The 14,529-nt window shown below is 57.2% G+C and carries 16 protein-coding genes; 14 read left to right on the forward strand and 2 right to left on the reverse strand.

Annotation, left to right across the window (positions count from 1 at the left end; all coding sequences use genetic code 11):
* Positions 1-305 precede the first annotated feature (305 nt).
* The 13 genes from G482_RS0107230 to G482_RS0107290 all read left to right on the forward strand — a co-directional run bounded on the left by G482_RS0107230 (position 306) and on the right by G482_RS0107290 (position 10,383).
* Positions 306-1,391, forward strand: coding sequence for an ABC transporter substrate-binding protein (locus G482_RS0107230; protein ID WP_034619180.1), 1,086 nt, complete (start codon positions 306-308; stop codon positions 1,389-1,391).
* Between the two features lie 433 nt (positions 1,392-1,824).
* The gene (gene dusA / locus G482_RS17710; protein ID WP_034619183.1) at positions 1,825-2,787 is read left to right on the forward strand and encodes a tRNA dihydrouridine(20/20a) synthase DusA; all 963 of its coding nucleotides are present in this window, start codon (positions 1,825-1,827) and stop codon (positions 2,785-2,787) included.
* Between the two features lie 13 nt (positions 2,788-2,800).
* Positions 2,801-3,445, forward strand: coding sequence for a retropepsin-like aspartic protease family protein (locus G482_RS0107240; RefSeq protein WP_084414523.1), 645 nt, complete (start codon positions 2,801-2,803; stop codon positions 3,443-3,445).
* Positions 3,446-3,499: 54 nt separating this feature from the next.
* A complete protein-coding gene (gene rdgB, locus G482_RS0107245) occupies positions 3,500-4,093 on the forward strand; it encodes an RdgB/HAM1 family non-canonical purine NTP pyrophosphatase (protein WP_028449478.1) in 594 nt (197 codons plus the stop codon).
* The gene (locus G482_RS0107250; protein ID WP_028449479.1) at positions 4,090-4,320 is read left to right on the forward strand and encodes a hypothetical protein; all 231 of its coding nucleotides are present in this window, start codon (positions 4,090-4,092) and stop codon (positions 4,318-4,320) included. Before rdgB ends, G482_RS0107250 begins: the two co-directional genes overlap by 4 nt.
* Positions 4,321-4,340: 20 nt before the next feature.
* Positions 4,341-4,898 (forward strand): hypothetical protein, encoded by a 558-nt coding sequence (locus tag G482_RS0107255; protein ID WP_028449480.1) that lies wholly within the window; start codon positions 4,341-4,343, stop codon positions 4,896-4,898.
* Between the two features lie 3 nt (positions 4,899-4,901).
* Positions 4,902-6,113, forward strand: coding sequence for a radical SAM family heme chaperone HemW (hemW, locus tag G482_RS0107260; protein WP_028449481.1), 1,212 nt, complete (start codon positions 4,902-4,904; stop codon positions 6,111-6,113).
* Between the two features lie 64 nt (positions 6,114-6,177).
* Positions 6,178-6,753, forward strand: a complete 576-nt coding sequence (locus tag G482_RS0107265; protein ID WP_028449482.1) for a flavin reductase family protein — start codon at positions 6,178-6,180, stop codon at positions 6,751-6,753.
* Positions 6,754-6,774: 21 nt separating this feature from the next.
* On the forward strand, positions 6,775-7,155 hold the full coding sequence (locus G482_RS0107270; protein WP_028449483.1) for a Rid family detoxifying hydrolase: 381 nt from the start codon (positions 6,775-6,777) through the stop codon (positions 7,153-7,155).
* A 78-nt stretch (positions 7,156-7,233) separates the two neighbouring features.
* Positions 7,234-7,662 (forward strand): CoA-binding protein, encoded by a 429-nt coding sequence (locus G482_RS0107275; protein ID WP_028449484.1) that lies wholly within the window; start codon positions 7,234-7,236, stop codon positions 7,660-7,662.
* Between the two features lie 233 nt (positions 7,663-7,895).
* Complete coding sequence (gene dapF, locus G482_RS0107280) at positions 7,896-8,726, forward strand: diaminopimelate epimerase (protein WP_028449485.1); 831 nt, start codon at positions 7,896-7,898, stop codon at positions 8,724-8,726.
* Between the two features lie 21 nt (positions 8,727-8,747).
* Positions 8,748-9,413, forward strand: coding sequence for a DUF484 family protein (locus tag G482_RS0107285; protein WP_028449486.1), 666 nt, complete (start codon positions 8,748-8,750; stop codon positions 9,411-9,413).
* Positions 9,400-10,383, forward strand: coding sequence for a tyrosine recombinase XerC (locus tag G482_RS0107290; RefSeq protein WP_051258818.1), 984 nt, complete (start codon positions 9,400-9,402; stop codon positions 10,381-10,383). Before G482_RS0107285 ends, G482_RS0107290 begins: the two co-directional genes overlap by 14 nt.
* Before the next feature lie 70 nt (positions 10,384-10,453).
* Here the strand turns inward: G482_RS0107290 and G482_RS0107295 are convergent, their stop codons facing one another.
* Together G482_RS0107295 and G482_RS0107300 are read right to left on the reverse strand one after the other, a co-directional pair.
* Positions 10,454-12,016 (reverse strand): cyclic-di-GMP receptor FimW-related protein, encoded by a 1,563-nt coding sequence (locus tag G482_RS0107295; RefSeq protein ID WP_028449488.1) that lies wholly within the window; start codon positions 12,014-12,016, stop codon positions 10,454-10,456.
* 11 nt (positions 12,017-12,027) lie between these two features.
* Entirely contained in the window at positions 12,028-13,353 is a 1,326-nt protein-coding gene (locus G482_RS0107300; protein ID WP_373277559.1) for an adenosylmethionine--8-amino-7-oxononanoate transaminase, read from the reverse strand.
* Between the two features lie 113 nt (positions 13,354-13,466).
* On the opposite strand from G482_RS0107300, the gene ltaE reads away from it, so the two are divergent.
* Entirely contained in the window at positions 13,467-14,495 is a 1,029-nt protein-coding gene (gene ltaE / locus G482_RS0107305) for a low-specificity L-threonine aldolase (protein ID WP_028449490.1), read from the forward strand.
* Positions 14,496-14,529 lie beyond the last annotated feature (34 nt).

Here is a 14,529-nt window from a genome sequence, read left to right on the forward strand (position 1 = left end):
GCGCCATCAACAGGCAACAGCGCAGCCTGCTGAAAAGTGCACAGCGCACCCTGAACTCCATTTGCTGACTTTTAAACAATGTGCTGATTACTCAGCACAAAAATCACCACGCATGCCTTAAGCAAGTGACACACCAGGTGATCACGTCACACTGTCTCAGATAAAACAAAGACTTACTACGCAAGACTTTTCTGCGTCGACTTGGCATGCCAATTGCATTAAGGGTGATTCAGTCAGGGATGCGACTGAACTGCAATGCTCACAAGGCGCCGCAGTATTCTCATCAGCATAAGGAACAATTCATAATGACAATTCATCAACCTCAACGAACATGGCGCACGCTACTTACCACCGCGCTGTTACTGCTCAGTACGGCAGCATTGGCTGATCCCGCCAAAATTATCCGGATTGGCGCCGCTGGAACGGGCACCGGTGGTCGCCCGGTGCAAGGCGGGGGCTCCATTGGCTCGGTCAATATTCAAGGTCTGCTGGAAGAAGAGTTCAAAAAAGATGGCATTAAAGTTGAATGGAGCTTTTTCAAAGGTGCAGGCCCAGCCGTCAACGAAGCCTTAGCCAATAAATTAATCGACTTTGCCTGGGTAGGCGATCTGCCTACCCTCATCGGGAAAGCCAGTGGGCTGAAAACCAAGATTATTCTGGCCAACGGCGTACTGAGCCATACCTATTTGCTAGTGCCGGCTGACTCGACCGCGACCTCGATTGATGACTTGAAAGGCAAAAAAATCGCCGTCTTCAAAGGCACCAAAATGCAGCTGGCCGCGAACAAAATCCTGGAACAGCGCGGGCTATCCGAACGGGATTTTAAGACCATCAATATGGATGTAGCGACGGCCCAGGCCGCGCTGGCGACCAAAGACATTGATGGCGCCTGGCTGACACAAGGCGGCTTTCAACTGATTGATCGAGGTATCGCCAAAATCATCTACTCCACCAAAGGCCAGCCATTAAGCCAGACCAGCCAGGCCAATCTGCTGGTGACCGAAGAATTCGAGCGCGATAACCCGCAACTGGTCCAACGTTTGGTGAAGGTAGCGGTAAAGTCGGCCCACGAAATCTCATTGGATGCCAATCGAGATAAAACACTGCAAGAATGGTCGAAAGACGGCGTGCCATTCTCGTCTTGGAAAAAAGAGTATGACGGCACCTCTCTCAAGCAACGCTCAAGCCCATTGCTGGATGAATTTTTTGTCGCGTTTTATAAAGATGCACTGCAATCAGCGCAGAAGTACCGAATGATTCGCGGCAATATCAATTTTGATCAATGGATAGAGCCAAAGTACGTGAATCAGGCCGTGAAAGAGCTGAAACTGGAAAATTTCTGGGTGGAGCTGGATGCCAAGGGCAACCCGAAGGCAAAACGGGGTGGCTAACAGCCGCTCAAGCTGACTCACGCACGGGAGTGCCTTAGCCAAAACTAAAGGCACCCTCTTAGTTGGGTATTTGAGGGGATGGGCTGGCTCATGCCCTCATCCGCCCGCTTGATCACAGACGCTGCTGCTGGCACAGCAAAACGCCGACTTTCATTCTGTACCACAGCCCCGCCACACCCGAGGCAAATCTCCCCCCTGAAAGTGACCGTGCCATTCCGATGGCTTAGGCGTAAAATAGCGGCCATCGCACACTAGTCCAATACGCACGCTTTCTTCTTTCAAAATCGCGCTGCGAGTAGGACAAGTCTTAAAAATAGACTGTGCAAACATAAACCAGACCGTAGACATGCCGCAGACACATACACCAGCAGATCAAGCGAAGCACCCATTCAATTCAGGGCTTACCCCCCCTCGCCGCTTTGCGATTGCCCCGATGCTCGACTGGACCGATCGCTTTTATCGGCGCTTTGCCCGCGAGCTATCGCAACAATGCTGGCTGTATACCGAAATGGTGAATACCGGGGCGATTTTGCATGGCGACCAGAGTCGGCATTTGCGCTTTGATCCCTGCGAGCAGCCCATTGCGCTGCAGCTGGGGGGGAGCGAGCCGGCCGACCTGGCCCGCTGCGCCAAGATTGCGCAAGACTGGGGCTATGATGAGGTGAATTTGAATGTCGGCTGCCCAAGCGAGCGGGTGCAATCCGGCTCCTTTGGCGCCTGCCTGATGCTGGAGCCCCAGCTGGTGGCCGATGGCGTGAAGGCGATGCGCGATGCCTGCAGCATTGATGTCACGATCAAGCACCGCATCGGCATTGATCAGATTGAAGACTACGCCTTTGTGCGGGATTTTATTGGTGAGATAGCGGCGGCTGGCTGCAGCACTTTTATCGTGCATGCGCGCAATGCCATTTTAAAGGGCCTCAGCCCCAAGGAAAACCGTGAAATCCCGCCGCTGAAATACGATTATGTCTATCAGCTCAAACGGGATTTCCCGACGCTGGAAATCCTGATTAATGGCGGCATTACCACCATGGCGGAGTGTCAGACGCATCTACAGCATGTGGATGGCGTGATGGTGGGGCGCGAGGCGTATCACAATCCGTGGCTGCTGACCGAGGTGGATGCCCAATTGTACGGCGCGCCGGCCCGACAGCGTAGTCGTGCCGAAGCCATGCAAGCGCTGCGCCCATTTGTGGAGGCGGAGCTGGCCAGTGGCACCCCGCTACGCTTTATCGCCCGGCATATTTTAGGGCTGTATCAGGGACAGTATGGAGCGCGGCAGTGGCGTCGCATGCTGTCTGATGCCACACTACTGAAAAATGCTGACTGGTCGCTGATTGAGCGTGCAATCCAGGAGATTGAGGCGAGCCAGGCCCGGCGCGAAACCACTGAATAAGGAAAAACCACCCATGCTACGTCGTTGTGCTGCTCTTTTGTGTTGCGCCCTGGCCCTACCGGCGGTTGCGGATGACATTATGCTGATCGGCACCATGGGTAATAAAGGCGTGTTTCAAATCAATGGCCAGCGCAAAACCTTAAGTAGCGGGCAGGAAAGCGGGGCTTTTAAAGTGATCCGCATTGAAGGCGAATCTGCGGTCGTGGCCAGCAATGGCCAGCAACGCACTTTGCAGCTGGGCCAGGGCTATGTGGCCAGCAGCGGCAATCCCACCGACAATCAGGGCGGCACCTTGGTGCTGCAACCTGATCAGCTCGGGCATTACAGTACCGAGCTCACCATCAATCGTGTGACCTTGCCCGGGGTGATTGATACCGGCGCCACGCATTTATCGCTGAGCCGCAATCAGGCTGCGCAAATGAAAATCAGCACCCAAGGCGCCCAAACTGGTCGCTCGCAAACCGCCAATGGCATTGTCGGGGCCTGGATGGTGCGGGTACCCCAGTTGCAAATGGGTAAAATCACCGTTTATGACGTGCAACTGGTGGTGCGTGATGTAGACGATAATGGCCCGATCCTGATTGGCACCAGCCTGCTCAATCGCTTTCAGATGAAGCGTGAACAAGATCTGATGATACTGAGCAAAAAAGCCTACTAACCCCAGGTATATACTCCTAGCCCTTTACAGATTTAGCTTTGCAAGCCATACCCCATGAAGAAAATTGTGCTCGCCAGCAATAACGCCGGCAAACTGAAAGAATTTGGCCACTTGCTTGCGCCACTTGCGCTGGAAATCGTGCCCCAAGGGGCGCTCAATGTTCCGGAGTGTGCCGAGCCTTTTGGCACATTTGTTGAGAACGCCCTCGCCAAAGCTCGCCATGCCGCGGCGCTGACTGGCTTGCCCGCGCTGGCGGATGACTCGGGCCTCTGTGTCGCCGCATTGGGCGGCGTGCCGGGCGTACTTTCCGCCCGTTACGCCGGCGAGCCCAAATCAGACAGCCGCAATAATGAAAAACTCCTGACCGCGATGGCCGGCCAAACCGATCGCCGCGCTTGGTACTACGCCGCACTGGTGCTGGTGCGCAGCGCTGATGACCCGCAACCGCTGATTGCCGATGGCGTGTGCCTGGGCGAAATTGGCCATGCGCTGGCTGGGGAGGGTGGCTTTGGGTATGATCCGCTGTTTGTCCTGCCGCAATGGGGCAAAACCGTGGCGCAAATCAGCGCCGAAGAAAAAAGCCGGATCTCGCATCGCGCCAAAGCGTTGCAAATATTACTGGCCAAACTGCAGGAAACCGGATTATGAGCCGCCCCGCCGAGGATGAAAGCCGCTGGGCTCGCTGGTGTCGCGATGACGGCTCAGTGGTCTCATGCACCGAAAAAGTCAAAGTAATGAATGAAAACCTCGACGAGCTGGCGCAAATGGCGCAAGACCTGTTCGAGGATGGCCTACTGATGGAAGTCTCGGCCGAACAGATGAAAACCGTGCTGCACCAGCTGGTGGAAGCGCTGCACAACCCCTACCAATCCTGAGCTATCTCGCAAGGAACACCATGTTAAAACCCACCCTGCTCGCCCTGACCCTCATCTTGCCAACGCTCAACCCAGTGTTGGCGAAAGCATCGAAAGCGAGTTCAGTCAAAGCCTCTGCCGTGGCAGACAGCGGGAACCCATTCACCAAGGAGCGCAATCAAGCGGCCGGCAATCTGAGCACCAGCATTGTGATCATGCAGCGGATGGGCAATGATTGCCGCGGCAAGGGTGGTTTAACTGAAGACAAAATCAAAGCTACGCAACAAAAATGGATCAAAGATAACCGCGACTTCCTGATGATGCATGCTGATTACATCAACGGCTACCTCACCAGCATCAAACAAATCCAAGGTGAAGAGGCCGCTCGCCAGGCAATGGCGGACATGAAAAAAACCTTCATTGAGCAAGGCAATGAAGCCGTTAAAGCAACCATCGACAAAAATGGCACTGACACCGCCTGCAGCAAATTCTTTGAGGCGATGGATGCAGGCAAAATGGACATCAAATCCAGCCACCCCGACTACAAAGTGCTGAAAGGCATGCTCGATTACTCGCAGAAAAACGCGCCAAAAAAATAAGCCATGCAGTCGATTTCCCTCAGCCAGCTGCGTAGCTCCGGCCTAACCGCACTGCCGCCACTGGCCTTGTATATCCACTTTCCCTGGTGCATTAAAAAATGCCCGTATTGCGATTTCAACTCGCATGCGGTCAAAACCGGCCACAGTGAAAGCGGCCTGCCTGAAGCGCAGTATATCGCCGCGCTCTTGGCCGATCTGGAAAGCAATCTGCCGCAAATCTGGGGCCGCCCGGTCAGTAGTATTTTCATGGGCGGCGGCACGCCAAGCTTGTTCTCCGCCGCCAGCATGGCCCAGCTCTTGGATGGCATTCGCGCGCGGGTCAAGCTGCACCCCGATGCCGAAATCACGCTCGAAGCCAATCCGGGCACCTTCGAGGCCGAGAAATTTGCCGGCTACGCGGCGGCCGGCATCAATCGCCTCTCGATCGGCATTCAGAGCTTTAATGATCAGCATCTGCAAGCGCTCGGTCGGGTACATAGCGCAGGTGAAGCACTGCGCGCCATCGACATCGCCCAGCGGCACTTTAGCAATTTCAACTTGGATATCATGTACGCGCTGCCGCAGCAGACGCTAGCGCAAGCGCAAGCCGATATCCGCCAGGCGATTGCCTGTGGCTCCACGCATTTGTCAGCCTATCACCTCACGCTGGAGCCCAACACGCTGTTTCATCGCTATCCACCCGCCCTGCCCGATGACGATCTAGCTGCCGATATGCAGGAAATGATCGAAGCCGAGCTGGCTGGCGCGGGCTTTGGCCACTACGAAACCAGTGCGTTTTTCAAACAATCGCCCCAGCATGACTATCGCAGCCGGCATAATCTCAATTACTGGCAATTTGGCGATTATCTGGGCATTGGCGCCGGCGCCCACGGCAAGATCAGTTTTCACGATAAAATCATTCGGCAAACCCGCTTTAAGCAGCCCAGCGAATACCTCACGGCCATGGCCAGTGGGAGCGCAATCCAAAGCGAAACCGAAGTCGATCCGGCCGAATTGCCGTTTGAATTCATGCTGAATCTGCTGCGCCTCACCGAGGGCTTTCCGCTGGCGCTCTTTACCGAGCGCACCGGGCTGCCGCAGCAGCGGATTATTTATCAAATCGAGCAAGCCTGTGCCGAAGGCCTGCTCAGCCGCGATCTGCACTGGGTGAAGCCCACCGCGCAGGGGCAGCGGTTTTTGAATGTATTGATTGAACGTTTTTTACCCGAAGCATAAATAGGTATATCGCCACAAGCCAACTATCAAAAGGCCTGTGGCCATATACCCATCAGGATAAAGTATGGAATGGCCTGTTGCGGCGCTCAGCGCTGCAGAAAAATACACCTTGCTCACCGATTGTGTGGTGCCCCGCCCGATTGCCTGGGTCACCACGCGCGCCAGCGCGGGCGAGATCAATATCGCCCCGTTTTCGTATTTCAATATCGTGAGCACCGAGCCGATGATTGTCTCGCTCAGTGTCAATCGCCGCCTCGGCCCCGATGGCCGCAGCGAGCAAAAAGACACCGCGCTGCATCTGAGTCAAGGTGGCGATTGCGTGATTCATATTCCGTCGCACGATCACGCCCCAGCGGTGCACGCCACGGGCTCGAGCACACCGCCGTCGCAAGAGCAAATCGACAGTCTCGGCCTGCAATTTGCCCCCGCCCAAACCGTGAAAGCACCGCGCATCGATAATTGCGCCGTGGCGCTGGAAGGTCGGCTATTGCAAGCTATTGCCGTGGCTGACCGGCAGCAAACGGTGGTCAGCGATCTGCTGCTGATCGAAATCAGCCACATCTACGCCGCCGATGATGTGCTGCACAATGGCCGCGTCCATCCCGAGCCCTACGCCATTAACGCCAACAAACGCCCGTAACTTCATTACTAAGGAAGCACCATGAGCAAAGAAATTATCCATTCAGATCACGCCCCCAAAGCCGTAGGCACTTATTCGCAAGCGGTTAAAGTCGGCAACACCGTTTACCTGTCTGGCCAGATTGGCCTTGATCCAGTCTCGGGCGAGCTGGCCGATGGCTTTGAAGCGCAAGCGCATCGCGTGTTCCAAAATCTGCGCGCGGTGTGCCAAGCGGCTGGTGGCGACTTGTCAGATATCGTGAAACTGGGCGTATTTGTGGTTGATCTGGCCAACTTTGCCAAGCTCAATGAAATTATGGGCGAATACTTCAGCCAGCCTTTCCCGGCTCGCGCCGCCGTGCAAGCGGCCGCCCTGCCCAAAGGCGCGCTGGTCGAAGCCGATGCGGTACTGGTGCTGGCTTAACATACCCGCCACCGTATCTATCGCTAGCGCATATCTAATATGCGCTAACAGCCTATACCCCTAGCTGCGGAGACGCTCATGGCTTTTCAAAACCCCAGTGATGATGAAATTCGCCGTATTTTGCAAAACACTCGCCGCATTGCCGTGGTGGGTTTATCCGATAAGCCCACTCGCGCCAGCCATGGCGTAGCCCGCCTGATGCAGCAATGGGGTTTTCAGATTATTCCGGTCACGCCCAAGCCGGCCGCCGAAATCCTCGGCGAACCGGTGTATGCCGATCTGGCCAGCGTGCCGGGCGAGATTGATCTGGTGGATGTGTTTCGCCGCAGCGAAGAAGCCGGTGCGGTGGTCGATCAGGCGATTGCGCGCGGCGCAAAAGCCATCTGGTTGCAACTCGATATCATCGATGAAGCCGCCGCGGCGCGCGCGCAAGCGGCTGGCATTCCCATCGTGATGGATCGCTGCTTGATGGTGGAATACGGCCGGCTGTTTGGCGAAAACAACTGATTGACCCCTTGCTAGCCCGCCAGCATGGCCCAAATTGTCGCGACCAGCACGCATCGCCCAAGCGAAACTTGCCGCGCCTTAGCCAGCGCATTAGCCTAGTGCGATGACCTTGGCTTGCCGGGCTTTCGAGCTAGCCGCCAACAGTATTTCTGGGGCGGGCGAAAAATAATTCGTTTTACCCCGCCCGCCAGCCCTGCTGCAATAAGGGCTATTTTTATATTCGGATGACATCAATGCAGCTGCACTTCAGCAAAATGCACGGCCTGGGCAATGACTTTATGGTGATTGATGGCGTGCGCCAAAACGTTCAACTGAGCAGCGCGCAAATCGGTCAGCTGGGTCATCGCAATTTCGGGATTGGTTTTGACCAGCTCTTGCTGGTGGAGCGCAGCGCCACCCCTGGCATCGATTTTCGCTATCGGATTTTCAATTGTGATGGCTCGGAAGTGGAGCAATGCGGCAATGGCTCGCGCTGTTTTGCCCGTTTTGTCTACGACCAAGGCCTCACCGACAAAACCGAAATCGCCGTTGAAACCGCCAAGGGCGTGATTTACCCTCAATTGGCCGCTGATGGCCAGGTGACCGTGAATATGGGCGTGCCCCGCTTTGCCCCGGCCGAGATTCCATTTCAAGCCCCCAATGAAGCCATTATCGATCCGCTGATCGTGGCCGATGTGGTGCGCGATATTTCAGTGGTGTCGATGGGCAACCCGCATGCGGTGCAGGTGGTGGACGATGTCGACACCGCGCCGGTGGCCGAGCATGGCCCGCTGATCGAAAACCATCCGCGTTTTCCGCAAAAAGTGAATGCCGGCTTTATGCAGGTTGTCAGCCGCGACGAAATTCGCTTGCGGGTGTTTGAGCGCGCGGCCGGTGAAACCCTGGCCTGTGGCACTGGCGCTTGCGCCGCTGTGGTAGCGGGCATACGCCGCGGCCTTTTGAATGACACTGTGCTGGTGCATACCCGGGGTGGCGATTTAAGCATCCGCTGGGCTGGCGCTGGCGAACCGGTCTGGATGACCGGCCCCGCTGTGACGGTATTTACCGGCACGATCGAGATTTAACCCCGCAGACAGGATACCGCAATGCAAGCTGCCGATATTGTTCAATGGTTAAAGCAGAATCCCGAATTTTTCGATGAATTCGCCGATGATCTGGCGCAAATTTATGTGCCCCACAATCACGGCGGGCATGCGGTATCGCTGGCCGAGCGCCAATTACTGACCCTGCGCGACCGCAATCGCCAGCTGGAAGGCCGTTTGAGCGAGCTCTTGCAATTTGGCGTGGAAAACGACCAGATTTCCGATAAATTGCACCAGCTCACCGTTGATTTGATGAAGGCCGCCGATCTGCGCGGCATTCTCGGCACGTTGGAATACCACTTAAAAGAGCGCTTCAACGTGCCTTGCATGGCGCTACGCCTGTGGCTGCCGGCCGATGGCCATCAGTTGATGGAGTTTTCACCGGTGGGCGAAGCGATCCACACACTGGCCAGCAATCTGGTTTCGCCCTATTGCGGCCCCTATGTCACCGATGAAGTGCTGGATTGGTTTGAGATCGGCGCAGGTGAATTAAAATCGTTTGCGCAGTTTGCACTGAAAACCGGCGAGCGCCCATTTGGTATTTTGGTTTTGGCCAGCCAAGACAGCGAGCGTTTCTACCCCGATATGGGCACGCTGTATTTGCAGCGCCTGTCTGAATTGGTGTCGGCGGCCATTCGCCGCGTAATTCCGGATCATGCGAGCGCCTGAGTTCATCCCCGACCCGCAGCTGGCCGACACCTTACCGGCCAGCAGTCGGGCGAGTTTTGAGCATTTCATCCGCTATCTGGTGGGTGAAAAAATGGCCAGCCCGCACACGCTGAGCGCCTATCAGCGCGATCTGAACACACTGGCACGGCTGGCGGGCGAGCGTGAACTCACAAGCCTGAATGCCCTCACCCTGCGCGGTTTTGTGCGCACCTTAAGCCAGCAAGGCCTATCTGGGCGCAGCATCGCCCGCACGCTATCGGCCTGGCGGACGTTTTTTCAGCTGATGGTGCGGGATTTTCACTGGCCAACTAATCCACTCAGCGGGATCAAAGCTCCCAAAAGCGGCAAGAAACTGCCCGAAGTTTTGAATGTAGACGATGTGGTGGGGCTGCTCGATCACCTCCCCGACGACAATGCGCTGGATTCGCGTGATAAAGCGATGTTTGAGCTCGCCTATTCGGCTGGCCTGCGGGTAAGCGAAATTGTGGGCCTGCAACTGCCCTTGCTGGATTTGGCTCACGGCATAGCCACGATTCACGGTAAAGGCAATAAAACCCGGCTAGTCCCAATTGGGCAAGAGGCGCAGCAAGCCCTGCGGCAATGGTTATTGCGCCGGCCTGAGCTGGTGCGCGGCAGCACGCAGGCCGTGTTTGTCAGCCATAATGGCGCTGCGCTCACCACCCGCGCCGTACAGCTGCGGCTGCGCCACTGGCAGCAAACCCTTGGCATTGCCGAGCTCCTGTATCCGCATAAACTGCGCCACAGCTGTGCCACGCATTTGCTGCAATCATCAGGCGATTTGCGGGCGGTGCAAGAGCTGCTGGGTCACGCCAGCATCGCCACCACCCAGGTGTACACCCATCTCGACTTTCAGCATCTGGCGCAGGTGTATGACGCTGCGCACCCACGGGCGCACAAACGCGAGTCGGACGACGACCATTCGGAATCCAAACAAACAAGGCATACATAGGTGGGTATAAGCCCACAATGCTCAGCATATATTGCCTGCAGCGCAATACCCCACCCACGGCCTCACCAAGCTACGCGCTCTGCCCCAGCTCACCAGTGAATTCGAATAGATCGTAGCCGTTTTGCTGCTCCACCAGTTTGGCTGAGCGCACATGCTGCTCACCGGCCGGCAAGGCCACCGTGTAATCGCGCAGCGGGATATATTCCCCTTTCGGCGTGGCAATACGCGGGCCTTGTTTTAAGGCCGGAATCGCCGGCAGCAACAAGGCGGGGAAAAACGCCTGCGCAGCGGCGGTGCTCTGCCGCATCAGCAGCGGCTGGGCCTTGGCGCTCATCACTTGCAGCCCCATTTCCATCGCGCCGGTGGGGTGTTGCTGCAGCCAGCGCACCGAGGCAATCATCCAGTTGCGCTCATCGCTGACCGACAGCGCCACCAGATCGCCGGGCAACACATGCTCGCGCGGCAAATCATTGGCCAGAATGCCATAGCCGCCCGGGCTTTCATTCACCACCTGCCACTCGGTGAGTAATAAATCCTCATGCCCGAGCGCTGCGGTGCGCCCCGGTGGCGTCAGTTGCTGCCCGCCATTGAGGCGAATCACTGCCCGCTGCAAGCCAAACGCCACCCGCACCTTGGCCGCGGTGGGGATGCGCTGATACAAGCGGTGCGGCACGATGCTCCATTGCCGGATCACCCGGCGCAAGATTTCCAGCCACATCAGCACCTTGCTGCGATCTTTGGCCATCGGTGCTTTGGCTTCCACCGAATGCTCGGCCTTATGCAAGCGCTTGGCGAGCTCGATGGTATCAAACAAGACCGCCTGACCCAGATACGGCTCCAGCGAGCGATTACCGACGTAATACGGCGCTTTATCGCTATTGAGCTCGATTAAAAAATAGCCTGCGCTGGAGCTGAGCTTACCCAGCGGCTGAAAGTGCGCATACGGCGCATAGCTTTCGATAATCTCGATGACCTTATCAAACTCAGGGCCGGCAAAGCGGTGCGGATCAGCGAGCGCCAGCAGCACCAGCTGCTTATAGAGCGTCGCCAGCGGGCGGCTGGTTTTGTCTTTGGGATTGTCGTTTTTGGGCTCGTCGAGGATTTTATGCTCGACCCCATAGCGAAACAGCTGATGCGCTTCCTGCCACAAGCCTGGTGGCAAAGGCTGATACAGCCGGGCCGACACCTGCGCCACTCGCCAAAAACTATACAAGGTGGCCTGAATCAGCGTGGGCGGGATTTTATTGTGGCTGGTAAACAGACCCAGGATTTTCTCATCAAGCTTATCCTGCATGGCGATTTTCCAGCCCGTGGCCATCGCCAGCCAGACATTGCGCGCCAGCTGCGCCGCGGTGCGGGCGCTTTCGTGCATTGGCAGCGCGGGCGAGGCATAGGCCAGCTCAAAGCCCCCGGTGAGCATTTCCAGCGAATTTTGATATTGATTTAAGAGCTGAATGCGCGCTTCAGGCTCCAGCTTTACCTGATTGAGCACGGTGAGCGCATCCAGCAGCATGCGGCCGGCTTCGATCACATTGCCGGTGGGCAAAGCGATTAGCCACTCCTTCACTTGCTTCGGGTCGGTCTGCACTGTAGCAGCCAGGCTCGGATCAATGGCAGGCACCGCAAATTTCAAGATCGCATCCTCTAGCTGGCCAAACTCTCATCCAGGGCCCGCAAAGTAGCGCCCAACAATAAGCGCGCGTCTTCCGGTTGGATAATGTAGGGTGGCATAAAATAAACGGTATTTCCAACCGGCCGCAGCAACACGCCGTGGGCCAGCGCACACTGGAAGAAGCGGCTGGCAAAGCCGGCTGGCGCATCCAGCACATCAAAGGCCCAAATCATGCCGCGCTGACGCCAATGCCGCACACGCGGATGCGCCGCCAGTGGCGCAAAGATTTGATTCAGCTCTTGGCTTAGCGCCCGGTTGCGCGCAATCACCTGATCGGTGCGGAAGATCTCCAGCGTAGCCAGTGCTGCGGCGCAGGCCAGCGCATTGCCGGTGTAGGAATGCGAATGCAAAAAGCCGCGCGCGGCCTCATCGCTATAAAAAGCCTGATAAATCGCATCCTGGCACAGCACCACCGCCAGCGGCAGATAGCCACCGGTAATGCCTTTGGATAAACACATCAAATCAGGCTGGATACCGGCCTGCTCGCAGGCAAACATGCTGCCCGTACGGCCAAAGCCCACCGCAATTTCGTCGGCAATCAGCAAGACCTGATATTGATCGCAGAGTATACGCGCCTGAGCCAGATAATCCGGGGCATACATGGCCATACCCACCGCCCCTTGCACCAGCGGCTCGATAATCAGTGCGGCAATCTCATGGCTATGCTCCGCCAGCACGCGGGCCAGATCGGCCAGTGCGCGCTGGGTGTAATCCGCAGCGCTTTCGCCAGGCGCGGCCAGCCGCGGATCCGGGCTTTGCACGCAGAAATTCTCCCGCACCAAGGGGGCATAGGCAGTGCGGAAAATTGGCACATCGGTTACCGACAAAGCCCCCAGCGTTTCGCCGTGATAGCTGTCCGCCAGATACACAAAGCGGCTTTTTTGCGGCTGGCCTAAATTGCGCCAGTAATGCGCGGCCATTTTCAGCGCGATTTCGGTAGCCGAGGCACCATCCGAGCCATAAAACGCATGCCCTAAGCCGGTGAGCGCGCCCAGCTGCTCGGATAACTCCACCACAGGCGCATGGGTAAAGCCGGCCAGCATGACATGCTCGAGCTGCTCCATTTGGGCGCTGATTGCGGCTTTAATGCGCGGCTCGTTATGGCCAAATAGATTCACCCACCAGCTCGACACGCCATCCAGCAGGCGATGGCCATCGTAATCGGTCAGCCACAAGCCATCGGCGCGGGCGATCGGCACCAGCGGCAAGCTTTCATGCCGTTTCATCTGGGTACACGGATGCCACACGGCGGCGAGGCTACGGGCTAATAAAGATTGGTTGTTGTGCATTTTTTCCATATCAGCATTTTCGCATAAAGCGCTGTCAATCGGGCATTCTACGGGCTATCAGCTATAGTCACTGCCAACAGAAATACCGACAATTCGTCTTCAATTCTCATTATCGAGCCACCATGCCTGATTTTCGCAGCGATACCGTCACCGAACCGACGCCAGCCATGCGGCTGGCCATGAGCCAGGCGGCGGTGGGCGACGATGTGTATGGCGACGATGCCACGGTGCAAACCCTGGAACAAGCCGCCGCCGTCAAGCTGGGCAAGGCCGCGGCGCTGTTCGTGCCCACGGGTACATTTGGCAATCAGCTGGCCATCGCCACGCATTGCCAACGGGGCGACGAGCTGATCGCCGACGAAGGCAGCCATATTGTCTGGCACGAAGCCGGCGCCAGCGCCTATATCGCCGGTGTGCAGCTGCGGGCAATTGCAAGCCGCGATGGCGCCCCCAGTGCTGAAGACATCGCACGGCGCATCCGCCATGGGCAAGATATTCATGAGCCCAAAACCGGGCTGATCTGCCTCGAAAATGCGCATTCCAATGGCCGGGTAATCCCGCTGGCACAGATGCAAGAGATCTGGGCGTTGGTGCAGGCTGAGGGCATTCCGCTGCACATTGATGGCGCGCGCATCTTTAATGCCGCTACCCATCTGGGCGTGCCGGTAACCGCGCTAACCCAGTATTGCGACACGGTGATGTGTTGCCTCAGTAAAGGCCTCGCGGCCCCCATCGGCTCGATCTTGGCCGGCCCAAGCGAATTCATCGCCCGCGCGCGGCGCCTGCGCAAATTGCTGGGCGGCGGCTGGCGCCAAGCCGGCGTGCTGGCGGCACCGGGGCTGATTGCCTTAAATGAGATGAGCACCCGGCTGGAGGAAGACCACCGCCGTGCCCAAGCGCTGGCCGTGGCACTGCAAGGCATTGACGGCATCGAGATTGATCCGGCGCAGGTAGACATCAATCTGGTGTGGTTTCGCATCACCCGCCCACTCGATGTCGCCGCACTGATGCAAGCTCTGGCCGCGCAAGGCATTAAGGCCAATCCGCCCGAGCATGGCTTAATGCGGCTGGCTACCCACTGGCAAATCAGTGATGCCGACATCGCTGCCGTAGTGGCCGTGCTACGCGCGCAGCTGGCGGCGGCAAACTAATACCCTTGTAAGCAGCACTATGCCTGCTGAATAA

The sequence above is a fragment of the Chitinibacter tainanensis DSM 15459 genome (genome assembly GCF_000429785.1).
GTDB lineage: Bacteria > Pseudomonadota > Gammaproteobacteria > Burkholderiales > Chitinibacteraceae > Chitinibacter > Chitinibacter tainanensis.